This is a genomic window from Flavobacterium xinjiangense (assembly GCF_900142885.1).
GTDB lineage: Bacteria > Bacteroidota > Bacteroidia > Flavobacteriales > Flavobacteriaceae > Flavobacterium > Flavobacterium xinjiangense.
Map to the genome: position 1 here is coordinate 134,510 of NZ_FRCL01000009.1, position 25,591 is coordinate 160,100.

Sequence of the window (25,591 nt, forward strand, 5' to 3'; positions counted from 1 at the left end):
ACACCCCTAACCCCTCTGAAGAGGGGAATGTGATCGCGTAATTTATGCTGTTTTTAGGACGCAAAGAACGCATCATTTCTTATAACGTAGTTATACTTTGCGATACAGATATTTTTAAGTTATATGAGTACAAATCATTATCAGTATAAAAATATAAAGGTTATTTATATCTAAAATTCCACTGTCAATTGCCCCTTAAGCAGAGAACAACTAATAATAATAATAATAGAGAATATCGAACAAATAAGAATAGAAAATAAAGAATGGAATAACTACTGACCCCTATAAAACAACACGGTAGTAATCGTCTTAAACGCAATACTCAAGTCAAGGAAAACACTCCTGTGCTTGATATAATAGAGATCGTATTGCAGCTTTATTAAACTGTCCTCAATCGTATCGCCATAAGAATAATTGACCTGAGCCCAACCCGTTAAACCTGGTTTTATGATATGTCTGGTTTCATAAAAAGGCATTACTTCAGCTATTTCCTTTACAAAGAAGGGACGCTCGGGACGAGGACCTATAACGGCCATATCGCCTTTAAGAATATTGATAAATTGGGGAAATTCATCGATTCTGGATTTTCTTAAAAATTTTCCAAAAAGAGTTATTCTGGAATCATTTACTGTGGTAAAAACGGCACCATTAGTTTCGGCATTACAAATCATAGTCCGAAATTTATAAATTTCAAATACCACTCCATCTTTACCCACCCGTTCTTGGGTATAAAATAACTTCCCTCTGTTCCCTATGGCATTACCTACTACTATTATTGGAAAAAATAGCAGACCAAGAGACAATCCAACAACGGAAACACCGATTTCAAAAAACCGAATTAATAACAAATACAGCTTATTGTGATTGCTTCTGCTGAAAGGGAAATAGCGGTAAAAATCTTTGGACATATAATGTACCGGAATGCGCTGTGTTTTACTTTCATACACCTGGGTATACTCTCTGATTATGCTGCCCGACTCTAATAAGCGAAGTAATTGTTGGTACAATTCAGGAGTTATTCCTTCCGTTTTTTGGGAGGCAATCACAATTTCAGAAATGGAATTTTCTTTTACAAAGGGAAATAAAGCCTCTCTTTTTATTTGTTGTACATAGTGATAGGCAGTTGTATCCTCCTCGACAGTATCGGCGCTAACGAAAGCAACGATTTTATAATGCGGATCTATGTTCTCCAACCCTAAAATTAACTCTTCTACCTGCTCCTGATCACATATTAATAAAGCATTTTGAAGAAAGCGGTTGGATGCTAAAAACTTCACATAAAACATACGCCACAAAAACAAAGACATAAAGACAACCAGATACAGCAGCAAGATCTGTATTCTTTTGGAGGGTAATTCAGGAGAGAAAAATGGAGTCAATAAATAAATGGAAACCGTAGTAGTGGCTGTGAGTATAGCACTTCTTGACACTTGAAAATGATTGCTGGCCACTTGCAGATTATACATTTCGAATATTGTACCGAAAAGGCTGAGATAAAGCACCAATACTACAGTCCAGTAAAAATTAGCCATTATGATCGTAAAATAATCAAAATCAAAAAAGTGCCCTACGAGAAACAAAGCCATCAAAATAAATAAAATATCAAACAGGCGAAGAATCATCTTCCTTTCTGATATTTCAAAGTGCATTTTGCCTACTGCTAACATGTTTCTGTTTCTGATTAGAGGTGCAATTTAGCCATTTTGAGCTCATATCATTCTAAGAAATGTTAAATTTTTTAACAAAATTCTTTTTTTAACGAAGTAATTTATTTGATGGTGGAGAATTAGTAATGCCCAAAATCCTCATTTGAGCACTAACATCGTTTTTCGTCCATCGTTTTTGGTCGATTGAAGAGCAAGTATCGAATATCGAGCATCGTTTTTATTCAAACTAAAACAACTGATCAGTGATCACTGAAAACTCTTTCAGAAACTGATTACTGAATACTGACCACTTTTTTTAAACTGATCACTTTTTAAAACTCTAACTTCTTCTTTCTTAATTCGAAATTTTGTCCAAGATAAACACGACGTACCATTTCGTCTTCTACCAATTCTTCCGGGATACCGGCTTTTAGGATTCCGCCTTCAAACATCAAATAGGTTTTATCTGTAATCGCTAATGTTTCCTGTACGTTGTGATCGGTTATAAGGATACCGATATTTTTATTTTTTAGTTGCGCTACAATCCGTTGAATATCCTCTACAGCGACCGGGTCGACACCTGCAAAAGGTTCATCGAGTAAGATGAATTTTGGGTCGGTGGCTAGACAACGGGCAATTTCAGTACGACGACGCTCTCCACCCGAAAGTAGATCACCTCTGTTGGTTCGGATGTGCTCTAAACTAAACTCTTCGATTAAGCTTTCCATTTTGGCAACCTGTTCTTCTTTTGAAAGTTTGGTCAATTGTAAAACGCTCAAAATATTATCTTCGATACTTAGTTTCCTAAAAACAGATGCTTCCTGCGCCAGATAGCCAATTCCCTGTTGGGCTCTCTTGTACATTGGATAATCAGTGATGTTCAGGTCGTCCAGGAATATGTTGCCTGAATTTGGTTTTACCAATCCAACAATCATATAGAACGAAGTTGTTTTTCCGGCTCCGTTAGGTCCTAAAAGACCCACGATTTCTCCTTGGTTCACTTCCACCGAAATGCCTTTTACAACACTGCGTCCTTTATAGGTTTTTACAAGATTTTCGGCTCTTAATTTCATCGTCAGATTCTTCGATTTTTAGATGGTTAGATTTTTAGACAAATAAACGAATAAACGTCTAACCAAAGTTCCATTTAACAATTATTTCACAACAGTTTCTTCCTCAATGCAGTTATTTGCCAGGTAGTCAGGAACCGCTTTTTATTTTAGGCAAAATACTATTTTGTTGCCGTTTCTTCCAGTGCTTCCCAGAATTCATAGGCTCTGCGCAAGTGAGGTACTACAATAGTTCCTCCTACAAGCGTAGCGATTCCCATAGCTTCCATCATTTCTTCTTTGGTTACGCCTTCTTTATGGCTGGTTTCCAAATGGTATTTGACACAATCGTCACAACGCAAAACTGCCGAAGCCACTAATCCAAGCAGTTCTTTAGTTTTTACGTCCAATGCACCAGCTGCGTAGGCATTGGTATCCAGATTGAAAATGCGTTTTACAATTTTATTATTGTCTGCCAATAATTTTTCGTTCATTTTTGAACGGTACTCATTGAATTCTTCTATAATATCAGCCATTTACTTTTTTTTGATTACGTACTACAAGTTTTGAAATTAAGATGCTTACTTCATATATTAATAACATAGGAATGGCAACAATTGTTTGGCTAACCACATCGGGCGGCGTAACGATTGCGGCAACAATAAGTATTATTATTACGGCATATTTCCAGTATTTTCTTAAAAATTCGGGGGTAACTAAACCTAATTTTGTCAGAAAATAGATAATTATTGGTAATTCGAAAAACAAACCGCTGGCAACAACACTTGTTTTAACCATACCGATATAAGAATCGATACTGAACTGGTTTTTTACGACATCACTTACTTTGAAAGTGGCGAAAAAGTTGACCGACATTGGGACTACCACAAAATAGCCGAATAGGACTCCCAGGAAAAAAAGCAAGGAGGAAACAAAAATAAAAAGTTTCGCATGTTTTCGTTCTTTTTCATATAAAGCAGGACTGATGAATTTCCATAATTCAAAAAGTATATACGGGAAGCCTAAGATAAAACCCGCTAATATACAGGTCCAAACCAATACATTTACCTGCCCTTCCATATCCGTATTCTGGATGATAAAAGGCATTTCGGTAACACAGATGCTATCTGCAAAACCCAAAGCGTGTGATAGATCACAGAAAAAGCGATAGGTGATGAATTCCGGGTGCGTAGGTCCAAAAATGATAACGTCAAAAATATAATCGCTGACAAAAAAAGTAATCGTTGCCAAAATTAATATTGCAATAGTACTTCGAACCAGTAACCATCTTAATTCTTCCAGATGGTCTAAAAAGGACATTTCGTTTAAGTTTTTTTTCTCTTTATTTTTTGCCATTATACTATTCCTTCTTTTAAAATGTCATGTAAGTGTAATACTCCTTTGTACTCATCATTGTCCACAACAACCAATTGCGTTATGGAAAAATCTTCCAGGATATTCAAGGCATCAACGACCATAGCAGTTGAGGAGATCAATTTTGGGTTTTTGGTCATAATGTCTTTGGCGGTCAAATCGGCAAAAGAATCTCTGTCATTCAGCATTCTTCGGATGTCTCCATCGGTGATAATTCCTATTACTTTGTTATCCTCGACAACAGCGGTTACACCAAGACGTTTTTCTGAAATTTCGAAAATTACTTTTTTGATGAGTGCCTCCGGACTGACCATTGGTTTCAAAGTATGTTCCAACATGTCTTTGACACGCAGTAATAATTTTTTACCTAAAGCACCTCCCGGATGGTATATCGCAAAATCTTCAGGTTTGAAATCGCGCATTTCCATCAGGCAAACCGCCAAGGCATCACCCATCACTAATTGTGCGGTGGTGCTATTTGTTGGCGCCAAGTTGTTCGGACACGCTTCCGCATCCACTGTGGTATTTAAAACGAAGTCTGATCCTTTAGCCAGAAATGAAGTCATATTGCCCGTGATTGCAATTAAGGTATTTCCAAAACGCTTCAAAAGTGGTACCAGCACTTTTATCTCCGGACTGTTGCCGCTTTTTGAAATACAGATAATGATATCTTCGTTTTGCACCATGCCTAAATCTCCGTGAATGGCTTCAGAGGCATGAAGAAATAGTGATGGTGTGCCTGTAGAATTGAATGTAGCGACCATTTTTTGCGCAATAATGGCACTTTTTCCTATTCCGGTAACCACTAATCTTCCTTTGGAATTATAGATGCTTTGTGTGGCATTACTGAAGTTTTCATCAAGATAATCAGTGAGTTTCGCAATCGATTCACTTTCAGATATAATGGTTTTTTTGGCACTTGCCAAGATATTTTCTTTAGTTATCAAAACAGAATGTTTAAAATTTGTAGGTTTAAAAGAAATTTGTATCTTTATGTGATGCAAATTTATACAAAATACCACATAATCAAGAATGAATTCAAACGAAATTGACATACACAAAGAATTAAAAAAATATTTTGGCTTTAGCCAATTTAAAGGACTGCAAGAACAAGTTATAAATAGTCTTCTTAATAAGCAGAACACCTTTGTGATTATGCCGACTGGAGGAGGAAAATCACTTTGTTACCAATTACCCGCTTTAATTCAAGAAGGGACTGCTATTGTGGTTTCCCCTTTAATTGCTTTGATGAAAAATCAAGTGGATGCCATTCGAAGTTTATCTTCTGAAAATGGTGTTGCCCACGTTTTAAACTCTTCCCTTACTAAAACCGAGATTGCTCAGGTTAAGAAAGATATTACTTCCGGGTTGACAAAATTGTTATATGTTGCACCAGAATCCTTAACGAAGGAAGAGTATGTCGCTTTTCTGCAAACCGTCACTATTTCCTTTGTGGCAATTGATGAAGCGCATTGTATCTCGGAGTGGGGGCACGATTTCAGACCAGAGTACCGGAACCTGAAAAGCATTATTAAGCAATTAGGTGATGTGCCAATTATTGGACTGACTGCTACAGCTACCCCAAAAGTGCAGGAAGACATCCTGAAAAATTTAGATATGACTGATGCAACTACTTTTAAAGCATCATTCAACAGACCCAATTTATATTACGAAGTACGTACTAAAACGAAAAATATTGAATCGGATATTATTCGCTTTATAAAACAACATAAAGGCAAATCAGGAATTATTTACTGTTTGAGCCGTAAAAAAGTGGAGGCTATTGCCGAAGTTTTGCAGGTAAACGGCATAAGTGCGGTTCCTTACCATGCCGGATTAGATGCGAAAACCCGTGCCAGACACCAAGACATGTTTCTTATGGAAGATGTTGATGTGGTGGTGGCCACCATCGCTTTTGGAATGGGAATTGACAAACCGGATGTTCGTTTTGTTATTCATCATGATATTCCTAAATCATTAGAAAGTTATTATCAGGAAACCGGTCGCGCCGGTCGTGATGGGGGCGAGGGACATTGTCTGGCCTATTATTCCTATAAAGACGTAGAGAAATTAGAAAAATTCATGTCGGGGAAACCCGTTGCTGAGCAGGAAATTGGATTTGCTTTATTGCAGGAAGTGGTGGCTTATGCCGAAACTTCTATGTCCAGAAGAAGATTTCTACTTCATTATTTCGGAGAAGAATTTGACGATGTAAATGGAGAAGGAGCTGATATGGATGACAATGTCAGAAACCCGAAAACCAAAGTGGAAGCCATTGATGAAGTGGTGAAACTATTAGAAGTGGTGAGGGATACAAAACACTTGTATAAATCGAAAGAAGTGGTGTTTACGCTGATTGGTCGTGTTAATGCCGTTATAAAAGCACATCGAACCGATACGCAATCTTTTTTTGGATGCGGTTCAGACCATGACGAGAAATATTGGATGGCCTTGCTGAGACAAGTTCTTGTGGCAGGCTATTTATCTAAAGATATTGAAACGTACGGAATTGTAAAAATCACCGATAAGGGATTGAATTTTATTAAAAATCGCGAATCCTTCATGATGTCTGAAGATCATGAATACAATGAAATCGAAGACGAAGCTATTGTAACTGCAGCGAAATCTACGGGCGTAGCTGACGAAGCTCTGATGGGTATGTTGCGGGACTTACGTAAAAAAGTAGCTAAGAAACTTAGTGTTCCGCCTTTTGTCGTTTTTCAAGATCCTTCACTTGAGGATATGGCATTGAAATATCCAATTTCTCTGGATGAATTGATTAATATCCATGGAGTTGGAGAAGGGAAAGCCAAGAAATATGGTAAGGAATTTCTAGAATTAATAAGCCGTTACGTAGAAGATAATGAGATTATCAGACCGGATGATTTGGTAGTTAAATCTACCGGAGTCAATTCTGTCAATAAACTTTATATCATTCAAAATATAGACCGAAAATTATCACTTGATGATATCGCTTCCGCAAAAGGGCTGAAGATGGACGATTTGATTAAAGAAATGGAACAAATTGTCTATTCGGGAACCAAGTTGAATATAAAATATTGGATCGACGATATGTTGGACGATGATCAACAGGAAGAAATTCATGACTATTTTATGGAATCTCTGTCCGATAATATAGAAGAAGCACTTAAAGAATTTGAAGGCGACTATGATCTTGATGAATTGCGCTTGATGCGGATAAAGTTTATCAGTGAAGTTGCAAACTAGTGGTCAGTTTGCAGTGTTCAGTGGTCAGTTTGTTGTGTTGGTTGATTGTGTTCAGTGGTCAAATTTACTGTTGAATGATCGAGCTCAGTGGTCAAATTTAGTGTTGAGTGATCAGATTTTAGTGATCAGTGATCAGTGGTCAGTGGTCAGTTTGTTGTGTTGAATGATCGTGTTCAGTGGTCAAATTTAGTATTGAGTGATCAGATTTTAGTGATCAGTGATCAGTATTCAGTGATCAGTTTGTAGCGTTGAGTAATCAGATTTTAGTGATCAGTGATCAGTGGTCAGTTTGTAGCGTTGAGTGATTAGTATTTAGTGGTCAGGGATCAGATTTTAGTGATCAGTGATCAGTTTGTTGTGTTGAATGATCGTTTTCATTAATCAAATTAAGTTTTCAGTTTTCAGTCGCAGTTTTCATGCTTCATACTGTAAACTGAGACTGCACACTGTGAACTACTCAAACAATTCTCCGCGGTGCGGTTTCAAAGCATCGCGAACCTGAATCATATTCTCGTCAGTCACTACCATAAAAGCGATGGCTTGCATTTCGCCTTGAATTTCAAAACCCGTGATATTTACGTCAAGTTTTTCGATAGCGATGTATTCTTTCAAATGGATTTCATGATGCTCGGCAGTTTTTGCAGCAACGGGTCCACGGAAATCCCATATTAATTTTATATTTCTAGACATTTGTTTAGTGTTCAGTGTTCAGTGATCAGTGATCAGTATTCATAGATTCAAAGTGCCAAAGTTACAAAGTCTAATTTGAAAATTAGCTAATTTGAAATTTTGATAAGGCATTTTCTATTCCGCCTTTAGAATTCACTTCAAAATACTACTTTTGTACGTGATTATTTTTTGAGTGTTTCAAAACAACAAATAATCTAGAAATCGAACAATCTAAAAAATGCCTCAAGAACTTCTATTACAAGTATCGCCCGAAATAGCTACAAACGAATTGTTGCTAAAGGATTATTTGGCTAAACAAATTAAGGTCGCTGCCAAAGAAATTCAACATGTTTCTATTTTGAAACGTTCCATTGATGCACGTCAAAAGGCCATAAAGATAAATTTGAAAGTGGTAATCTATCTGAACGGAGAGCCTTTTCAGGAGCATAAAATTCAACTTCCAGAGTATCCAAGTGTTACTAATGCTCAAGAAGTAATCGTTGTTGGTGCGGGGCCTGCAGGACTTTTTGCTGCTTTGCAATTGATAGAGTTGGGTTTGAAGCCAATAGTGATTGAGCGCGGGAAAGATGTACGCGGCCGTCGTCGTGATTTGAAAGCTATTAATGTAGATCATCTGGTAAACGAAGATTCTAATTATTGTTTTGGTGAAGGTGGTGCGGGTACGTATTCCGACGGAAAATTATACACCCGTTCTAAAAAACGTGGCGATGTGACTCGGATTTTGGAATTATTAGTGGCTTTTGGAGCTTCAGATGATATTTTAATTGAAGCACATCCGCATATCGGGACCAACAAATTGCCGCAAATCATTCAGGATATTCGGGAGAAAATCATCGAATGCGGCGGGCAAGTTTTGTTTGAAACCCGCCTTATCGATATTTTATTAAAAAATAATGAGGTGCAAGGCATCATCACTCAAAAAGGAGATACGATTCTTGCCAATAAAATAATACTGGCCACGGGACATTCTGCCCGTGATATATTTGAATTATTGGATAAAAAGCAAATTTTTATCGAAGCCAAACCTTTTGCCTTGGGCGTGAGAGCCGAGCATCCACAATCATTAATTGACAGTATTCAATACAGTTGTGATTACCGTGGTGAACATTTGCCGCCAGCACCTTATTCTATTGTGAAGCAGGTAAATGGTCGCGGAATGTATTCGTTTTGTATGTGTCCCGGTGGCGTAATTGCGCCTTGTGCCACGAGTCCGGGTGAAGTGGTGACAAACGGTTGGTCTCCATCAAAAAGAGATCAGGCCACGGCAAATTCCGGCATTGTAATCGAATTAAAACTGGAGGATTTTGAACCATTTGCCAAATTTGGCGCACTAGCCGGAATGGAATTCCAAAAAAGTATTGAGCAAAAAGCGTGGCATTTGGCTGGCGAAAGTCAAAAAGTTCCTGCACAACGGATGATCGATTTTACCCAAAATAAAGTTTCATCGGATATTCCGAAAACGTCCTATGTTCCCGGAACTACTTCTGTAGAAATGGGGCAAGTTTTCCCAGGATTTTTAACGCAGATTTTACGAGAAGGGTTTACCGAATTTGGAAAATCTATGCGGGGTTATTTGACTAATGAAGCTATCCTTCATGCACCAGAAAGCCGAACATCTTCGCCAGTGCGGATTCCCAGAGATCCATTAACCTATGAACACGTTCAAATAAAAGGCTTGTATCCTTGTGGGGAAGGGGCAGGTTATGCCGGAGGAATTATTTCGGCAGCAATAGATGGCGAGAAATGTGCTTTGATGATAAAAGAGAGTATTGGGAAATAATTTTTTTATAGATACGCTATATTAACAATAATAAAGCAGCCCAATATAGGCTGCTTTATTATTTAGCAATTATTATTATTATTATTTATTTTGTTGTCTGCCAAAAAACATATAATCCCTACGGGATATTTTTACTAAAATTAATTGCATTTGCTACCGATATTTAACCTCTACGAGTTATTTTCAGTCCATATTCGGTATTTGTGGAAGGTGGTCAAATGAATGAGGAACGGTATTCGTTGTGATCTATTATTATTACTATCAATTATTATTTTAGTAAGAATAAGCTTTTATTTTTTCATGGGAGGTTTTATTTCTGTCACGACCAGTTTTATGGTATTTTTCCCAACGTTTTTTCCCATATGGGTAACGGGAGTGATATATAAAACATCTCCCGCTTTAAATTTAGCTATTGATGCGGGTTTACCTTTATCAGTAATTTCTAAAGTTCCATCCGTTAAAGCGTAGATAGTGTGATGAGGATGACTGTGCCACGGCATAACTTGGCCTGGAGCAAATTCAACTGACATTACTCTTACTTTATCATTGTTAAGAAGGACTTTTTTATACACTTTCGGACCCGCTTTCATAGGATCTTGTGCATAAATACCGGTGCTCATTATCAGGAATAATCCAATAAGCAGTGTCATAGAAATCATTTTAATTGTTTTCATTATTGGCGATTTTTATTGATTAAACATAGTATGGACAACTTTCTACTGTCCATTTTTTTAAGTATATTTTGTATTCATTTTCATGATGCAAATACCGTTTTATTGCCATTCAAACCCTTTGTTTTTTAATTAAAAGAAACAATTAGGTATTGTCTTAAAGAGTAGGTTTGAATTGTGGCTTTTGGGGTTTCGCCTTTTTTAGGTACTCGCAAGACCTTCGTTTCATTTTGTAAGCTGCAGTTTTTACACTAAAAAAGCAGCGTTTTTTGGGACTACTAATTTACAAAAAAAATAATGAAATTAATATGTTTGTCAATTGTATTATTTTTTAAAACACTGAATTTCATAGTTTTATGATAATAACTTATGTTTTTCAAAAATATAAATTTTAGAAATAAATTTAAAATTAAATTACTGTCTATTTTACGGACTACTTTTTTTTTGGCCACAGATTTAAAAGATTTTCACGGATTTCCTTAATAAATCTAATTCATTGTTCTCTAATCTGTGGAAATCTTTAAAAATTCGTTAGCGTGTCGTAAGTGTGTTACAAAACGATAAATGCTGTGTATCTAGGGCACGTTAAATTTGTTTCAATTCCTGTTTTTTACGAAGATTTAGTGCCTATCAACACCCTTCCTACGCATTGCTAAAGTCTAAAGTATAATTTACAGCAGGATATGAGTGAGGGTTACTTTACAGTGTTTTTATTGGTCCCAAAAATTCGCTTTAGCTTATAAAAAATGTTTGGCCACAGATTAAATGGATTATCAAAGATTAATGGGTGTGAATTTTTGTAATCTGTAAAAAGCTTAAACTTGCAGACTTTAAGAATACGAAACCAAATCTATGGGGTTCAAGTCCATAGTGGTTTAGTTTAATAGAGTTCATTGAATTTTAATTGTAGTGTAAATTGACTCTCGTCCGTTTGTAAAAAATAGACGAGAGTGTTTACGTCATCCTTTATAAGAATCGAACTTCACTTATTAAGGAATCAAAATAATCTTTCCTGTGCTTTTTCTGCTTTCCAGAAAGTCATGCGCTTTTTTGCCTTCTGAAAGTTTAAAAATGGTTGGCGGAGCGATAGTAATGTCTCTGTTATTAATCCAATCAAATAATTGGTAGGCTCTTTTGATCCGTTCCTCTTTTGAAATCAGATAGCTCCACAAGTCACCGCCTGTTAACGTTTTTGAAGTGTCCATCAGCATTCTTGGATTTACAAAATCCGGATCACCGCCTGCCATCCCAAAGAAAATGACTTTTCCGCACATTTTGGTTACTTCGAAACTATCGTTTAAAGTGCTGCCAATACTGTCATAGACTGCATCAACTCCGTTTGGACGAAAGGATAAAACCTGTGTTTTCCAATCATTAGAATATAGATAAACTTGGTCAGCTCCGTTTTTTAACGAAATCTCGGCTTTTTCAGCAGAGGAAGTTAATCCTATAACTGTTGCTCCGAGTAATTTACTTATTTGGGTGAGAAATTGCCCCACACCACCGGCCGAAGCGTGAATCAATACGGTTTCTCCTTTTTTGGTTTTGTGACTGTCGGTGGCTAAATAATGGGCGGTTAATCCCTGTAGTAGAATTGTTGCCGCAGTTTCAAAAGGAATTGAATCCGGCAATGGAATAGCATTGGCAATAGTAACAGCTACCAGTTCTGCATTCGAAAAAGGAACATCTGCAAACGCAATGCGGTCTCCAATCTTGAAACCAGGTTGGTTATTCGCATTTACTACCACTCCAGCTCCTTCATATCCGGCTATAAAAGGAGGATTTCCTTTTAGGTGGTAATTGCCTTTTCGGCGGTATACGTCTGCAAAGTTTAAACCAATTGCCCGCATTTCGACCAGAATTTCATCGCTTTTCAGTATTGGATTTGGTATCTCTATATATTCCAGAACAGCTGAACTCCCAAAGGTTGAAAAAGTTAATGCTTTCATTATTTAATTGTATTTGATTCTTTTAAACAGCTAATTATTTTAGTGTATAGTATTTTCTCATCGATGGGTTTAGATACATAATCATTCATTCCCGCTGCTATGCATTTTTCGACATCCACAGAGGTTACATCCGCTGTGAGGGCAATAATGGGAATGTTAGAGTTCATTACCTTACGAATGTGTTTTGTAGCTTCAAAACCATTCATTTCTGGCATTTGCAAATCCATCAGGATGAGGTCATACTTGTTTTCCTGAAGATTCTCAATGGCAATTTTGCCATTACTGGCAATTGTCACATCATAACCAAAGTCCAATAGTATTATTTTTATCAAAAGTTGGTTTAGCGCAATGTCTTCGACCACTAATACTTTTCTGGTTTCTGAACTGTTTTTTTCGAGTGGAACCAGTTGAATAAGTTCTGATGTATCTTCAGCTGTGATTTCCGGAGCTGCATTTATTTGATCGAAAGTCAAAATAAAACCAAATGAAGATCCTTTACCCTCTTCGCTATTTACAGTTATTTTTCCTCCTTGAAGTTCTACCAGCTGTTTGACAATGGCAAGTCCAAGACCCGTTCCACCATATGAGCTGCTAGTGCCTATTGCAGCCTGCTCGAAATTATTGAAAATATCAGTTAATCTATTTTTAGGAATTCCTATACCAGTATCGGTAATCAGGAATTCAACCGTTGCTTTTTTAGAATCTTCTTCCAAAAGTTTTATACGGATCGTTATTTTTCCTTTCGAAGTAAATTTTACTGCATTACTCATCAGATTTAGTATGATCTGACGTAATCGCATGGGATCACCTATTAAGTTAAAAGGAATTGCAGTATCATAGTCATTTTGTAATTCTAAATTTTTTTCCTTCATTTTTGGTTCAAACAAATGAAGCATTGTAGCAATAGAATCAGACAAATTAAATGCTGTTTTCTCAAAAGTCATCTTTCCTGCATCTACTTTGGCAATGTCCAGAATATCATTTATTAGCACAATCAAAGCATCTCCTGATTCTTTAATGGCATTAATGTATTCTTTTTGTGAGTTGTCTAAGTTGGTTTTTAAAACTACATTAGTAAATCCAATAATTGCGTTCATTGGAGTCCTTATTTCATGACTCATGTTGGATAAAAATTGTTGTTTTGATTTTACAGCTTCTTCCGCAATCAGTGTTTTTTGGTCTGCCTTTATTTTGGCTTCAATCAATTCATTCTTTGCTATTACATGTGTGGTTACTTCATATGCTATTATCGTAACACCCGAAATAGTTTCATCAGCTTCGTGATACGGTTGATACACAAAGTTGAAATATTCATTCATCAATATACCATTACGGAAAAGTGGCGCTAAAAATTCATAACCATAGAAGGGTATTCCAGTAGTGAATACTTCCTTTAGTAATGCAGGGTATTGCAATTCCCGGAGTTCCGGTAATATCTCCAGAAATTTTTTTCCTTCAATATCATTCCCTTTTCCCCATATTTCTTTAATACTGTCATTTGCAAGTGAGATCACCATGTCTTTGCCTTTCAATATTGCTATGGCGAAAGGAGATTTCATTAGCATCATGTTATAGCGTTTTTCACTGTCTTCAATCTGCTTCAGTGCTTCTTTTTCTGCTTTGCGCTGTTCTGATAATGCTTTTTCTTCTTTTGACTGAAGCTCAAATGCTAATCTTCTGACCTCTGTAATATCTTTAATAGTGAGGAGAATTAGTTCTTTATCGCGTTTCTTTTTTATAACCCGATTTGCATTCAATACCATTATTTTTTCACCAATACGAGGAAATGTGCGTTTTACTTCTAAATCCTGAATAAGGATATTGTCAGAAAACGTAGCAATTAATAATTCACGTAGTTCTGGAATGTCCCATTGACCATCTTGCAATTCAAACAAATGCTTTCCTTCGATTTCTTCTTTAGAAAGCTGGTGTTTTTTGTAAAAGGAATTATTAGCTGACTTTACATAGAAGTCTTTATTGAGTATGATTATGGATTCTTGTATACTATTAATAATCGATTCAGAATATTTATAGGTTTCCTTAAGGAGTTGATTGTTCTTTTTTAATTTCTCATTATTAGAAATAAGTAATTGGTTTTTTGTAATATCTTCCCCATTCTGAATGATATATTTCACGTTACCGGCAGCATCTAATATGGGAGAGTGGCTTACTTTCCAATATCTAACTTCAAACGTACCACCGTCGGCTTGCGGTTTTTTAATATCGTATTTTTGAATCGGTAAAGTATTGGTTATTTTATTTTTAATCACAGTATTGAAAGAGGCAAGAATATTTTTTTCTCCATCGGCATTAAAGTCGTCAGGGTTGCTGGGAAAAACGTCAAAAATATTTAAGCCTACTATCTTTTTTCTTTCCGTCATAGTGACTTTCAAGAAAGCATCAGTAGCGGCAACCACATTAAAATTAGTGTCTAAAACTAGTAATAGTGCTGGAGAGAGATTGAACAAATCTTTATAATCATCAATCATAAATAGTCTGTTTTTTATTTTGTGCTATAAACATCGTTATTATCATTACCAAAATCTTAATAAAACGCAAAAAAACTATTATGTTTCTTGGAGGATTCTTTGATTCAAAAAGCATGCAAAGTTGAGGAATTCAAAATCAAAAAATCCGCATTGTTTCTAATTAAAATTTGACTAATAAACACGAAATATAATCAATATTTAATGATATCTGTTTAAAATTAGCATCTGTTTTATCCGGGGTGGCAACTTGTGTTATTTCAGGTGTTTTTAAAAACAGAAGCCCACAGAGTTGCATTTATTCTGGAGTATAATAGTCGACTTTTAAATGTAAATGTTCTTATGCTATTTTCCATTGTGTGTCTTGTTTCTTCCAAATCATTAGAAATTTAAATGTTCCGATTTCTTCTTTTCCGTTTTCCATATTTCGAAATTCGTGTACGCCAATTTCAATTGCTCCGTAGTCTTTTATGGGATGAACTTCGAGAGTTCCGTTGACCAGTTTTCGGGTTTGTTTATTTTCATTTGTAAACATATTCGAAAAATTAGTAAAAACGGTGTCGAACGAAAGCAATCCGCCATTGTCCTGAAACCATTCTAAATACTTGGTAAATAAAGATTTGAATTTTTTGGAATCTTTTTTGTTGAACGCTTCGAACATTATCTCGTCCATTTGTTTAATTTCCTGATATAATTCGGTGGTTGTTGGTGCCACTTTTTTTCTTGTGCAGTTACAGCATTGAAAAAAGCTGAAGCAAGAATAACATTTAAAAACAAATAAATTTAGAATCGGTTCTGTTGCATCGGAATTTACTTTGAAGTATTTTTTGTTGAATGCGGAATGCTTGTTTTACTTTATTTTTTGACGGCAACCGCAATTTTTGAGTCGGCAGTTCCGTAATACAAAAACCATTGTTTTTTAAAATATACCAATCCTTCGACAAAACAAACTTCATTTACTTCCCCTGTTTTTTCATATGGCTTGTCTGGGTGAATGAAATGATCCTCCATTCGGTCAATTAATTTATATGGTTTTTCTTTATCAAATAGCGCTTGACTTGCTGCATACGTGAATTTAGGTAAACCGGGCTCATTATAATTGGCTGCATTGCTTCCGTTATAAATTAGTACAATACCTTCTTTTTGGAGTAACGCAAAAGGACCTGGTTCAACTAAACGACTATCAAAATAACCCATTCGAGGATGTAAAACGGTAATCATTTTTTTGCTTTCTTCGTTTTCGGCCACTTTCCAATGGATAAGATCTTCGGAAGTTGCCAGATACAAATCAGTATCCCCAAAATACATCCAGTATTTGCCTTTTATTTTTGTAGCGATGATTTTATCTCCATCTAATTTACAAACGATCGCTCCAGATTTTGACCATAAATCTTTGTATTTTTCTTCCTTTAAAACTAAACCGTGTTTTGTCCATGTTTGTAAATCTTTTGAGCTGGCTAAACAAAGTCGGGCTGTTTTGCCATCATAAGAAGTATAAGTCATGATATACGTTCCATTTTCGCTTTCTATGATTCTTGGATCTTCAACGCCACCTTTCCATTCGTACTGTTTCATAGTATCGTTGTCCGGATAAAATATTGGTGCGGGTTGTTTTTTAAAGTGCAGTCCGTCTTCGCTGATGGCCAGCCCTAATCTTGAGGTCATGTCTTTGTCCTGTGCTCTATAGATGAGATATACTTTTCCGTCTTTGACAATCGCTGATGGATTAAGAACATTTCTTTCTTCCCAGTGTACTTGTTTATTGCTTATTGGAGATTGAAAAACCTGATTTAATTGAGGTTCTAAAATCGGGTTAAGACTGTCTACTTTTACAAAGTTGAGCATCGCCCAATCTTTGCTTTTAGTTTCGGATTTATAAGTGGAATTACTGCCGCAACTCGCTAGCATTAAGAAGATTAATAGCGTAATGGTTTGTTTCATAATGTTCATAATGTTTTAGAAGGAACACCCTATTCCTACGGTTATTTAGTATAATTTTTGGTTTTTATTTGTCTCAAATATTTACAAAAGAGTCTGATAGGGTAAAGTTGCATTTATTTTGTTGAATAACAATTCTCTTTTTGAAGTTAATATTGCTTTCGTTACTTGAAGTTGTTTCGTTACGCTTGGATTTGTCTTATTGGACTTAATGCCTTTTTTTAAATGATTGATGACAACTTCGTAATCATGCCATTCTCCAAGCAAATCAGATAAAATGTTTTTGTCTTGCAAGGTTTGGTTTTGGGATTCACAAATCAGGATTTTTTCGTTGTATAAATATGTTTTTAAGCGTTTGCGAAAACTGTGCATTTGCATTTTTTTAAACTTGGTTTTGCACATTAATTTTGTAATTGCTCCTCTCTTTTTATCTATATACTGATTAACCTTTTTTACACTAGCTTTAGTAACCAAAGGAATAATTTTGTTATATCTTTTTTTTAATTTTTTAAGGAAGCTTTTATTCACAATTGCGAAGAAACGTCTCAGTTCTTTGGTTTCGAGTTTTTTTAAATGAATTCTGTATGCTTGCAGCAAATGAGAATTAGGCTGTTCAGCAAGCAAGGATTCTTCTATTTGAAGTTCTCTTATTTTTCCGGTTTGTTTAAAAATAAGTTTAAAAGAGGTGTAATTTTTTTTACGCTTAAATTTTTTAGAACAGTAGTTTAGCAAATCAAATAAAGCGTTCATCCTCTTGATTTCTACTCGAAGTGCATGGAAGTTTTCTGGAGTAAATGACTTTGGAGATTTTTCTAAAATAAGGTTTATGGCACTTTTTCTTTTTTCTAAATATGTTTTAAGTGCTTTCATCTTTTATAAAATGTTATTTCTGAATAAAAAAAGAATGATACTTGCAACAAAAGATGCGCTTAACAAGGCATAAAGAAGTTTCTTTTTTGCTTTAATTTTCTTCCAGAAATTTCTTTTTTTTTTCTTCAAATTCTTCTTTTGTAATTTCACCTTTAGCAAATTTTTTTTTCAGAATGCCCAATGAAGTTTCCTTTTTTGTTCTCTGACCAAGAAAGTTATAAGGAGTTGCAAATACTCAAATGAGGATGATTATCCAAAAAACACACCAGAAAAAATGCATTCCATCAAAATGATGTCTGTTATACATGGCGCAGTATTTAAGTTATTGAAAATCAATATAAATATAGGAATTATAGCGCAGTAAATCTATTTCGTACATTAGATTTTTCATGTATATAGCTAAAAAAAACGCCTCATTGTAGTGAGACGTTTTTTGTGTTTTTACTATTGTGGAATTGATTGTCAATTTGCAATACCTCGTTAGTGGATTAGTTTTTATATAATTACTTATTTTTTTTAGCATTCATTTCCATGTAATCTATAGTTAGGTCTGACATTGCTTTCATTCCTAACACAAAACCGCTTTCATCAATATAAAAATCTGGAGTATGATGTGGAGCAGTTTCTGATATTGGTTTGCCTTTAGGAGCGCCTCCCAAAAAGAAATATAGACCGGGTATTTTTTCCTGATAAAATGAAAAATCTTCGGCACCTGTTACAGCAGGAGTCAATATAACATTGTCCTTACCTGCAGCGGCTTCTAATGTTGGAAGCATTTTTTCGGTCAGTGATGGGTCGTTATAGGTAATGCCCGTTTTGTTGGTAATCGTCACATCGGCAGTTGCACCGGCACTTTCAGCTATTGCCGTTGCTATTTGCTTTACTCTGGAATGAACCAGCTGTTGTACTTTGCTATCTAATGACCGAATTGTGCCATTCATGATAAGTTCCTCAGGTATCACGTTGCTGCGTACCCCTGCGTTTATCTGTCCAACACTTACAACTACCGGAGATTCCGTTAAGTTTACATTTCGGCTAATAATTGTCTGCAATCCCATTACGATCTGAGAGGCGGTAACAATTGGGTCAACACCCAGCCAAGGATATGCACCATGCGTTTGTTTACCCATTATTTTTATTTTAAACCAGTCTGAGGCTGCCATTGTTCCTTTTGGACGGTACTTTATTTTGCCCACTTCTGTTTGAGCATTAATGTGCAATCCAAAAATAACATCTACTTTAGGATTATTTAGAACGCCTTCTTTTATCATTAATTCTGCTCCTCCTTCTTCGCCTTCAGGCGGACCTTCTTCGGCAGGTTGGAAAATGAATTTAACGGTTCCTTTTAAGTCATTTTTTATAGATGCTAGAATTTCGGCAGTTCCCATTAAAATTGCAATATGTGTGTCGTGTCCACATGCATGCATAATAGGAACCGTTTGTCCATTGTATTCCCCTTCTGCTTTAGAAGCAAAAGCAATGTTTACCCGCTCTTTTATAGGCAGTGCATCAATATCTGCGCGGAGCGCCACTACCGGACCTGGTTTTCCTCCTTTTAAAATACCCACAACTCCAGTTTTTGCCACTCCGGTTTGTACTTCAATTCCAAGAGAACGCAAATGTGTGGCAATTTTCTCCGCTGTTTTGAATTCCCTGTTTCCTAATTCAGGGTTTTGGTGAAAGTCCCTTCGCCATGCAATAACTTTTGACTCCAAAGATTCCGCTTTCTTACTCACCGTGTTTTTGAGTGTTGTATTTTGTGCCGAAGCTATGCAGACAAAATAAAATAGTGCTGCAGAAAGTATAGTTCTTTTCATTTGAACGTTATTGAAATAATTAGTTAAAGGCAAATGGGTTTGGTCGTTACAAACAAATATATCAAATTTAGTGGACGGTTGAAGTATATTGTAAATTGAATAATTATCTTTAAAAAAAGCGCATAAAAAAACCGTCTCTATTTTCGTTTCGAGACGGTTTGTTGTGAAAAATTATTTTTTCTTTTTCAATCGATCTTTAAATAGCTTTTCAAATTTTTCCATTTTCGGTTGAATGACCATTTGGCAATACGGTTGATTTTTATTGTTAGCATAGTAATTCTGGTGGTAATCTTCTGCTTTGTAAAATTTAGTAAGTGGTTCTAATGTGGTTACTATAGGGCTATCATAAATTTTTGCTTTTGTCAGGGCATTGATAATCTTTTGCGCAGCCATTTTCTGTTCTTGGTTTTTGTAAAATATGGCGGAACGATATTGTGTTCCCACATCGGCACCTTGACGGTTTAAAGTCGTTGGGTCATGAACAGTAAAGAAAACTTTGAAGATTTCGTCTAAATTTGTAGTAGTTTTATCATAGGTAATTTGTACCACTTCAGCATAGCCCGTTCTTCCCGTTGAAACGTCCTCGTAGGAAGGATTTGCATTTTTACCACCAGCAAATCCTGATACTGCCGATTTTACTCCGTTTAGGTTTTCATAAACGGCTTCCACGCACCAGTAACAACCGCCGGCTAAGGTTATAGTTTCAAATTTGGATTGTTTTGCAGTTGTTGTTGTGTTTTGTCCAACCATACTAATCGATGTCAATAGACAAATTAAAAATAAATTTTTCATAGGGAGCTATTATTTGTTTTTTAATGGAATATGGTATCGCCATTCTTGACTATTGTTTGTGATTTTGAATCATGGCGATTTCATATTATTTGGTATCAGGTATAAAGTCCAGCGCAATAGAATTCATGCAATATCTTTTTCCGGTTGGTGCAGGACCATCGTCGAAAAGATGTCCTAAATGACCACCACATCTGCCACATAGCGCTTCCGTTCTTTCCATTCCGAGGGAATTGTCGGTTTTGTAAACGACGCTGTTTTTATTGTCTTGTTCAAAAAAACTTGGCCAACCGCAACTGCTTGAAAATTTGGCACCGGAACGAAATAGTTTATTACCGCAGGATGCACAGTAATAGGTTCCCTTTTCATCGGTATTCCAGTATTTTCCCGTAAAAGGTCTTTCGGTATCGGCATGTCGCATTACTTCGTAAACATCTTCGGGTAGCACCTTTTTCCATTCGGCATCCGAAACATTGAGTTTTGTGGTATCAGTATTAGAGTAATACGGATTTCCGGTTTTTTTTATGGGAGTTTCCATACTAATAGCTTTTTTAGCATTGTTTTGTTTGTTTGTATTTTGCCCACAGGCGGTAAACATAAATAATGGGAGTAAGAATAGTACACTTAAAAAACGGGTTGTTGTTCTCATAATTTTGTTTTTATACTACAAATGTAAAGCGGTTTTAATCTACAATATGTCATCTGCTTTACAAAGTGATAGTGATTTAAGTAAGTTTTAACTATTTTTATTTACGAAAAAAAATCACTTTTGGATTTGCAATTGATAATAAGGTTTCGCTACAAACCGATTCGCATATTTATCAAGTGTTTTTTGAATCCCACTTTTTCATACGCTTTAATTGCCGAAGCGTTATCGTTGTAGACATCTAATCGAAGTTCGAATACATTTTGAGAACGGCACCACTCTTTTAGCGACTCTATGATTTTAGAATTAACACCTATTCCTCTGTAATTCATATCGGTATACATAAATCCTAAATAGGCATAAGTGTCGTGATTCAAATAGGGCTTTGGTACTGCTATTCGCGCGTATCCGGAGCCGACAATCTCCAAATCAATTTCGGCAACCAATACTTCAATATGAGGAGCTGAAATCATTTGCTCAATATCGTAATAATGGATCTTTTCTTCTTTTAAAGTAGGGTCAAAGGGGCGTTCAGCTGCAATAATTCCTTGTTCAAATGACAGGAGTTTCTCTAAATCGGTACTACGTGCTTTTCGGATAATTATTTTTTGCATTGCATTAATTGTCTTGGTTCTCAAAAGTACAAAAGAATCGGCAATTGAATCGTATTGCTTTTTAGTGGAGATTCCAAAACAATGCTGCTTCAACAATTCGAAAGAGAAAGTTAAAGCGTCTTACAATAATTATATTTTTGTATTTTTGTAAGGCTAAAAATTCCTATGAAAGAAGAAAACGTAATATTAGTTAATGACAAAGATGAGCAAATTGGATTGATGCCAAAGCTTGAAGCACATGAAAAAGCCATTTTGCATCGGGCATTTTCTGTTTTTATTTTAAATAGTGAAAATGAAGTCATGCTTCAGCAACGAGCCAGTCAAAAATACCATTCGCCATTATTATGGACTAATACTTGTTGCAGTCATCAGCGCGAAGGAGAGACTAATATTGAGGCTGGAAGTCGACGACTATATGAAGAAATGGGATTTAAAACGGAACTCAAGGAACTTTTTCATTTTATATACAAAGCGCCTTTTGACAACGGTTTGACGGAACATGAACTCGATCATGTTATGATTGGTTATTACAATGATGATCCAGTAATAAATAGGGAAGAAGTTGAAGACTGGAAATGGATGAAAATAGAAGATGTAAAAATCGAAATGGGCATCCAACCTGAATTATACACGGTTTGGTTCAAAATAATTTTTGATGAGTTTTATCATTTCCTTGAAGACCATAAATTCTAAAAGGGGATTGTAGAACTGAGATTTCTGGTTGCAGCAAATCTAATTCGTAATATTTAATATCTACTTTATAAAATGAAAGTTACCATTTCACGAAAAGCCCATTTCAATGCGGCACATAGATTATATAGAAAAGATTGGACTTTCGAGCAAAACGATGCTGTTTTTGGCAAATGCAACAATCCCAATTATCATGGACACAATTACGAATTGATTGTAGGTGTAACGGGAGAAATTGACACGGAGACGGGGTTTGTTATGGATGTGAAATTCCTGAGCGAAATTATTAAAGAAGAAGTGGAGGATCAGTTTGATCATAAAAATCTCAATCTGGACGTTCCTGAATTTGAAAATTTAAATCCCACAGCCGAAAATATTGTAGTGGTAATTTGGAATAAAATTAGAAAAAAGATTGAGTTGCAATTCGACTTAGAAGTAATTCTGTATGAAACGCCTCGAAATTTTGTAACCTATAAAGGCGAATAATGGAATTGAAAGTAGGAGATAAAATTCCAAATTTTAAAGCAAAAGACAGTAACGGTACTGATTTTGACAGTCAAATACTTGTTGGTGTCAAACCGTTTGTTATATATTTTTATCCAAAAGACAATACGCCAGGCTGCACCGCTCAAGCCTGCAGTTTTAGAGACCAATACGAAGATTTTAAGGATTTAGGTGCTGAAGTAATAGGTGTCAGTAGCGACAGTGTTACATCTCATCAGGAATTTACGAGGCAATATAAATTGCCTTTTATTCTATTATCAGACAGTGATCAAAAAATAAAAAAGCTTTTTGGTGTTCCCTCTCGTGTCTTTGGGTTAGTTCCAGGAAGAGTGACTTATGTGGTAGATAAAAATGGAGTTATTCAAATGGTTTTTGATAGTATATTGGCAGCAAAACACATGTTAAAAGCAATGGAAACCATTAAAAAATTAGTATTATAGATTAACAAAATTGTATTACAAACATTTTCTTTTTTTATTTTACTTTACGACTTGTCGACACTTTACAACGGCTTGTCTTTTTCAATAAGTAAATGGATGACGAATTTGTAAAAACGAGTTTAGATTATGCAAATTTGCAGTACATAAAAAAAGTAACATGAAATATTATCCTTTACAATTTGAACCCATTCTAAAAGAAAGAATTTGGGGCGGTGAAAAAATAAAAACAGTACTTCATAAACCAATCACATCAAAAATAACGGGTGAAAGCTGGGAGTTATCTACAGTTGAAGGTGATGTCAGTGTAGTAGCTAATGGGGAATGGAAAGGAAAATCATTGACTACTTTGATTGATGGCTTTCCGAACGAGATTTTGGGAACGAAAGTTCATGCTCGATTTGGTAAGCAGTTTCCGCTACTCTTTAAATACCTGGATGCTCGGGAAGATTTATCCATTCAAGTTCATCCTAACGATGAATTGGCAAGAAAGAGGCATAATTCCTTTGGTAAAACCGAAATGTGGTATGTCATGCAAGCCGATGTGGATGCGAGAATCATAGTTGGTTTTAAAGAGAAATCTAATCCTGCCGAATATTTAGAAAATCTTAAAAATAAAACTCTACTCTCTCTTCTTGACGATGTGAAAGTAAATGCAGGAGATGTTTTCTTTTTAGAAACAGGAACGGTTCACGCTATTGGTGCCGGATTAGTGGTTGCCGAGATTCAGCAAACCTCCGATATAACATACCGATTATATGATTTTGACCGAGTAGATGCTCAAGGTAAAACTAGGGAATTACATGTAGATTTAGCTTTGGAAGCGATTAACTATAATAAGATAGAGACCAAGAAAGAATATTCCCAAAATGCAAACCAATCCAATACAGTAGTGGACTGTCCTTATTTTACCACTAATTTTATTCCTTTGGATGGTGTAATTAGTGCTTCTAAATCGGGTGAAACCTTTACCGTTTATATGTGTGTGGAAGGGGCATTTGAAATTATGTACGACAATTCAAAATTACAATATGCAAAAGGAGATACCGTTTTACTGCCTGCTACAATGAATTCATTCGTCCTCAGTGGAAAAGCTTCAATTTTAGAAATTTACATTTCATAGTCGGTAATAGAAAGATAATGTGTACTTTTGCAGACGCAAATTAAAAATCCAAATTAAAAAAGATAAAAATGGCAAACGTTAAAAATTTAAAAAAAGACATCAACTACGTTTTAGGAGATATTATTGAAGCAGTTTACTTGTTCGAAATTTCTACAACTGGAAAACCAACAACAGAAACTAACGCTTTAATTGACGAAGCTATCGCTGCTTTTGACGCTTTGATCACAAAAGTGAACGCAAAAAAGGTAGAAGATAAAAAAGCTCACTTCAAACAAATCAATGTTGAATTGGAACAAACTGCTAATCAATTGATTGCTAAAATCAACGAATTGTAGTCAAAAAAAAAGCAAAAAAAGTTTGAATTTGTTTTGGAAAATAGAAATTCAGGCTTATATTTGCACCCGTAATGAGTCGCCAGCGTAGCTCAGTTGGCTAGAGCAGCTGATTTGTAATCAGCAGGTCGTGGGTTCGAGTCCCTCCGCCGGCTCTTAATAAAACCATCTAACTTTTGTTAGATGGTTTTTTGTTTTGTTGGAATTTGATAAAGCATGTTGTTTTTACAATTGGGTCACTGCTGTAATAATTTTTTTGTTAAATTTGAATTCTAACTAAAATAAATAAATTATGGAAGAGCATTCAGTTATTGAGAGTTTCGAGATGAGACTAAGTGAGTCTGCAAAAGACTTTTTGAAAGAAACAGCAAAGTGGGCTTATTATTTATCAATCCTTGGTTACCTAGGAATTGGTTTTATTATTTTTGCCGCTTTATTTGCCGGGACACTATTTTCAGCTATGGGAAAGATTAATCCTGCCATGGGAGCAATGGGGTCTTCTTTTGGGATAGTAATGGCTTTTGTGTACTTTTTAATTGGACTGCTTTATTTCTTTCCTGTGTATTACTTAAATAAATTTGCCTCAAATGCTAAAGCGGCAATCAAAAACAACGATGCTGAAACATTGACTACTTCTCTGCAATATCTAAAATCGCATTATAAATACATTGGAATTATGACATTAGTTATTTTCTCTCTCTATCTTTTAATGTTTGTAGGGATGATAGTGGGGGGGATAGTGTTTCATAACGCATAGATAGCTTTGAATGCTTTACTGCTAAATAGAGTGAGATTTTATTTAAAATTTTAAGAGCTCTATTGTACAAACTAAAAAAACCATCTTGCATATAGACTGCCCCCAAAAAGTTAGACACTATTTGGGGGTATTTTTATGGAAAGAAAAGTCAAGTATGATTATGCGTTTAAGCTTGAATGCGTCAAATTAGTATTAGAAAAA

The 25,591-nt window shown here is 35.5% G+C and carries 25 protein-coding genes and 1 tRNA gene; 9 read left to right on the forward strand and 17 right to left on the reverse strand.

Annotated elements, in window-relative coordinates; translation table 11 throughout:
- Positions 1-272 precede the first annotated feature (272 nt).
- The 5 genes from BUC23_RS11975 to BUC23_RS11995 form a co-directional block, all read right to left on the reverse strand.
- Positions 273-1,667, reverse strand: a complete 1,395-nt coding sequence (locus tag BUC23_RS11975) for an exopolysaccharide biosynthesis polyprenyl glycosylphosphotransferase (protein ID WP_073209733.1) — start codon at positions 1,665-1,667, stop codon at positions 273-275.
- Positions 1,668-1,978: 311 nt separating this feature from the next.
- A complete protein-coding gene (gene lptB, locus BUC23_RS11980; RefSeq protein ID WP_073209735.1) occupies positions 1,979-2,719 on the reverse strand; it encodes an LPS export ABC transporter ATP-binding protein in 741 nt (246 codons plus the stop codon).
- Positions 2,720-2,877: 158 nt separating this feature from the next.
- Positions 2,878-3,231 carry a carboxymuconolactone decarboxylase family protein gene (locus BUC23_RS11985; protein WP_073209737.1) on the reverse strand — a complete coding sequence of 118 codons (354 nt, stop codon included), beginning with the start codon at positions 3,229-3,231 and terminating at the stop codon, positions 2,878-2,880.
- Positions 3,224-4,051, reverse strand: coding sequence for a twin-arginine translocase subunit TatC (tatC, locus tag BUC23_RS11990; protein ID WP_073209739.1), 828 nt, complete (start codon positions 4,049-4,051; stop codon positions 3,224-3,226). The genes BUC23_RS11985 and tatC overlap by 8 nt, the downstream gene beginning before the upstream one ends.
- Complete coding sequence (locus tag BUC23_RS11995) at positions 4,051-5,016, reverse strand: KpsF/GutQ family sugar-phosphate isomerase (protein ID WP_073209790.1); 966 nt, start codon at positions 5,014-5,016, stop codon at positions 4,051-4,053. Before BUC23_RS11995 ends, tatC begins: the two co-directional genes overlap by 1 nt.
- 85 nt (positions 5,017-5,101) lie before the next feature.
- Here BUC23_RS11995 and recQ point away from each other — a divergent pair, with 85 nt between their 5' ends.
- On the forward strand, positions 5,102-7,297 hold the full coding sequence (gene recQ / locus BUC23_RS12000) for a DNA helicase RecQ (protein WP_073209741.1): 2,196 nt from the start codon (positions 5,102-5,104) through the stop codon (positions 7,295-7,297).
- Between the two features lie 453 nt (positions 7,298-7,750).
- Here the strand turns inward: recQ and BUC23_RS12005 are convergent, their stop codons facing one another.
- Positions 7,751-7,987: a hypothetical protein gene (locus BUC23_RS12005; protein ID WP_073209743.1), complete on the reverse strand. Its 237-nt coding sequence runs from the start codon at positions 7,985-7,987 to the stop codon at positions 7,751-7,753.
- 217 nt (positions 7,988-8,204) lie between these two features.
- Here BUC23_RS12005 and BUC23_RS12010 point away from each other — a divergent pair, with 217 nt between their 5' ends.
- On the forward strand, positions 8,205-9,767 hold the full coding sequence (locus tag BUC23_RS12010) for an NAD(P)/FAD-dependent oxidoreductase (protein ID WP_073209744.1): 1,563 nt from the start codon (positions 8,205-8,207) through the stop codon (positions 9,765-9,767).
- Between the two features lie 290 nt (positions 9,768-10,057).
- Here BUC23_RS12010 and BUC23_RS12015 read toward each other — a convergent pair whose 3' ends face one another.
- The 11 genes from BUC23_RS12015 to BUC23_RS12065 form a co-directional block, all read right to left on the reverse strand.
- Positions 10,058-10,441: a cupin domain-containing protein gene (locus tag BUC23_RS12015; protein WP_073209746.1), complete on the reverse strand. Its 384-nt coding sequence runs from the start codon at positions 10,439-10,441 to the stop codon at positions 10,058-10,060.
- Between the two features lie 986 nt (positions 10,442-11,427).
- The gene (locus tag BUC23_RS12020) at positions 11,428-12,387 is read right to left on the reverse strand and encodes a quinone oxidoreductase family protein (protein WP_073209748.1); all 960 of its coding nucleotides are present in this window, start codon (positions 12,385-12,387) and stop codon (positions 11,428-11,430) included.
- Complete coding sequence (locus BUC23_RS12025) at positions 12,387-14,876, reverse strand: PAS domain-containing hybrid sensor histidine kinase/response regulator (protein WP_073209749.1); 2,490 nt, start codon at positions 14,874-14,876, stop codon at positions 12,387-12,389. The genes BUC23_RS12020 and BUC23_RS12025 overlap by 1 nt, the downstream gene beginning before the upstream one ends.
- 337 nt (positions 14,877-15,213) lie before the next feature.
- Complete coding sequence (locus BUC23_RS12030; RefSeq protein ID WP_073209751.1) at positions 15,214-15,588, reverse strand: nuclear transport factor 2 family protein; 375 nt, start codon at positions 15,586-15,588, stop codon at positions 15,214-15,216.
- 140 nt (positions 15,589-15,728) lie between these two features.
- On the reverse strand, positions 15,729-16,814 hold the full coding sequence (locus BUC23_RS12035; RefSeq protein WP_073209753.1) for a glycoside hydrolase family 130 protein: 1,086 nt from the start codon (positions 16,812-16,814) through the stop codon (positions 15,729-15,731).
- An 81-nt stretch (positions 16,815-16,895) separates the two neighbouring features.
- The gene (locus BUC23_RS12040; RefSeq protein WP_073209755.1) at positions 16,896-17,681 is read right to left on the reverse strand and encodes a CHAD domain-containing protein; all 786 of its coding nucleotides are present in this window, start codon (positions 17,679-17,681) and stop codon (positions 16,896-16,898) included.
- A 91-nt stretch (positions 17,682-17,772) separates the two neighbouring features.
- Positions 17,773-17,862 (reverse strand): SHOCT domain-containing protein, encoded by a 90-nt coding sequence (locus BUC23_RS17840; protein WP_407918679.1) that lies wholly within the window; start codon positions 17,860-17,862, stop codon positions 17,773-17,775.
- A 322-nt stretch (positions 17,863-18,184) separates the two neighbouring features.
- On the reverse strand, positions 18,185-19,498 hold the full coding sequence (locus tag BUC23_RS12050) for an amidohydrolase (protein ID WP_073209756.1): 1,314 nt from the start codon (positions 19,496-19,498) through the stop codon (positions 18,185-18,187).
- 171 nt (positions 19,499-19,669) lie between these two features.
- A complete protein-coding gene (msrA, locus tag BUC23_RS12055; RefSeq protein ID WP_073209758.1) occupies positions 19,670-20,290 on the reverse strand; it encodes a peptide-methionine (S)-S-oxide reductase MsrA in 621 nt (206 codons plus the stop codon).
- Positions 20,291-20,375: 85 nt separating this feature from the next.
- A complete protein-coding gene (gene msrB / locus BUC23_RS12060) occupies positions 20,376-20,936 on the reverse strand; it encodes a peptide-methionine (R)-S-oxide reductase MsrB (RefSeq protein ID WP_073209760.1) in 561 nt (186 codons plus the stop codon).
- A gap of 149 nt (positions 20,937-21,085) precedes the next feature.
- Positions 21,086-21,547, reverse strand: coding sequence for a GNAT family N-acetyltransferase (locus BUC23_RS12065; protein ID WP_073209793.1), 462 nt, complete (start codon positions 21,545-21,547; stop codon positions 21,086-21,088).
- A gap of 165 nt (positions 21,548-21,712) precedes the next feature.
- Between BUC23_RS12065 and idi the strand changes: the two genes are divergently transcribed.
- The 7 genes from idi to BUC23_RS12100 all read left to right on the forward strand — a co-directional run bounded on the left by idi (position 21,713) and on the right by BUC23_RS12100 (position 25,390).
- Positions 21,713-22,240 (forward strand): isopentenyl-diphosphate Delta-isomerase, encoded by a 528-nt coding sequence (idi, locus tag BUC23_RS12070; protein WP_073209762.1) that lies wholly within the window; start codon positions 21,713-21,715, stop codon positions 22,238-22,240.
- 72 nt (positions 22,241-22,312) lie between these two features.
- Positions 22,313-22,723, forward strand: coding sequence for a 6-pyruvoyl trahydropterin synthase family protein (locus tag BUC23_RS12075; RefSeq protein WP_073209764.1), 411 nt, complete (start codon positions 22,313-22,315; stop codon positions 22,721-22,723).
- Entirely contained in the window at positions 22,723-23,181 is a 459-nt protein-coding gene (locus tag BUC23_RS12080) for a peroxiredoxin (RefSeq protein WP_073209766.1), read from the forward strand. The genes BUC23_RS12075 and BUC23_RS12080 overlap by 1 nt, the downstream gene beginning before the upstream one ends.
- 157 nt (positions 23,182-23,338) lie before the next feature.
- Complete coding sequence (locus tag BUC23_RS12085; protein ID WP_073209768.1) at positions 23,339-24,301, forward strand: type I phosphomannose isomerase catalytic subunit; 963 nt, start codon at positions 23,339-23,341, stop codon at positions 24,299-24,301.
- Positions 24,302-24,369: 68 nt separating this feature from the next.
- A complete protein-coding gene (locus tag BUC23_RS12090) occupies positions 24,370-24,636 on the forward strand; it encodes a hypothetical protein (protein WP_073209770.1) in 267 nt (88 codons plus the stop codon).
- A gap of 78 nt (positions 24,637-24,714) precedes the next feature.
- Positions 24,715-24,788, forward strand: a tRNA-Thr gene (locus BUC23_RS12095).
- A gap of 137 nt (positions 24,789-24,925) precedes the next feature.
- Positions 24,926-25,390, forward strand: a complete 465-nt coding sequence (locus BUC23_RS12100) for a DUF5362 family protein (protein WP_073209772.1) — start codon at positions 24,926-24,928, stop codon at positions 25,388-25,390.
- The last annotated feature ends 201 nt before the right edge of the window (positions 25,391-25,591 follow it).

What these genes read in the sequence shown, in the direction of transcription:
- BUC23_RS11975 (WP_073209733.1), bottom strand. Translation starts at nt 1,667, where the DNA reads ATGTTAGCAGTAGGCAAAATGCACTTTGAAATATCAGAAAGGAAGATG.
- lptB (WP_073209735.1), bottom strand. Translation starts at nt 2,719, where the DNA reads ATGAAATTAAGAGCCGAAAATCTTGTAAAAACCTATAAAGGACGCAGT.
- BUC23_RS11985 (WP_073209737.1), bottom strand. Translation starts at nt 3,231, where the DNA reads ATGGCTGATATTATAGAAGAATTCAATGAGTACCGTTCAAAAATGAAC.
- tatC (WP_073209739.1), bottom strand. Translation starts at nt 4,051, where the DNA reads ATGGCAAAAAATAAAGAGAAAAAAAACTTAAACGAAATGTCCTTTTTA.
- recQ (WP_073209741.1), top strand. Translation starts at nt 5,102, where the DNA reads ATGAATTCAAACGAAATTGACATACACAAAGAATTAAAAAAATATTTT.
- BUC23_RS12005 (WP_073209743.1), bottom strand. Translation starts at nt 7,987, where the DNA reads ATGTCTAGAAATATAAAATTAATATGGGATTTCCGTGGACCCGTTGCT.
- BUC23_RS12010 (WP_073209744.1), top strand. Translation starts at nt 8,205, where the DNA reads ATGCCTCAAGAACTTCTATTACAAGTATCGCCCGAAATAGCTACAAAC.
- BUC23_RS12015 (WP_073209746.1), bottom strand. Translation starts at nt 10,441, where the DNA reads ATGAAAACAATTAAAATGATTTCTATGACACTGCTTATTGGATTATTC.
- BUC23_RS12020 (WP_073209748.1), bottom strand. Translation starts at nt 12,387, where the DNA reads ATGAAAGCATTAACTTTTTCAACCTTTGGGAGTTCAGCTGTTCTGGAA.
- BUC23_RS12025 (WP_073209749.1), bottom strand. Translation starts at nt 14,876, where the DNA reads ATGATTGATGATTATAAAGATTTGTTCAATCTCTCTCCAGCACTATTA.
- BUC23_RS12035 (WP_073209753.1), bottom strand. Translation starts at nt 16,814, where the DNA reads ATGAAACAAACCATTACGCTATTAATCTTCTTAATGCTAGCGAGTTGC.
- BUC23_RS12040 (WP_073209755.1), bottom strand. Translation starts at nt 17,681, where the DNA reads ATGAAAGCACTTAAAACATATTTAGAAAAAAGAAAAAGTGCCATAAAC.
- BUC23_RS12050 (WP_073209756.1), bottom strand. Translation starts at nt 19,498, where the DNA reads ATGAAAAGAACTATACTTTCTGCAGCACTATTTTATTTTGTCTGCATA.
- msrA (WP_073209758.1), bottom strand. Translation starts at nt 20,290, where the DNA reads ATGAAAAATTTATTTTTAATTTGTCTATTGACATCGATTAGTATGGTT.
- msrB (WP_073209760.1), bottom strand. Translation starts at nt 20,936, where the DNA reads ATGAGAACAACAACCCGTTTTTTAAGTGTACTATTCTTACTCCCATTA.
- BUC23_RS12065 (WP_073209793.1), bottom strand. Translation starts at nt 21,547, where the DNA reads ATGCAAAAAATAATTATCCGAAAAGCACGTAGTACCGATTTAGAGAAA.
- idi (WP_073209762.1), top strand. Translation starts at nt 21,713, where the DNA reads ATGAAAGAAGAAAACGTAATATTAGTTAATGACAAAGATGAGCAAATT.
- BUC23_RS12075 (WP_073209764.1), top strand. Translation starts at nt 22,313, where the DNA reads ATGAAAGTTACCATTTCACGAAAAGCCCATTTCAATGCGGCACATAGA.
- BUC23_RS12080 (WP_073209766.1), top strand. Translation starts at nt 22,723, where the DNA reads ATGGAATTGAAAGTAGGAGATAAAATTCCAAATTTTAAAGCAAAAGAC.
- BUC23_RS12085 (WP_073209768.1), top strand. Translation starts at nt 23,339, where the DNA reads ATGAAATATTATCCTTTACAATTTGAACCCATTCTAAAAGAAAGAATT.
- BUC23_RS12090 (WP_073209770.1), top strand. Translation starts at nt 24,370, where the DNA reads ATGGCAAACGTTAAAAATTTAAAAAAAGACATCAACTACGTTTTAGGA.
- BUC23_RS12100 (WP_073209772.1), top strand. Translation starts at nt 24,926, where the DNA reads ATGGAAGAGCATTCAGTTATTGAGAGTTTCGAGATGAGACTAAGTGAG.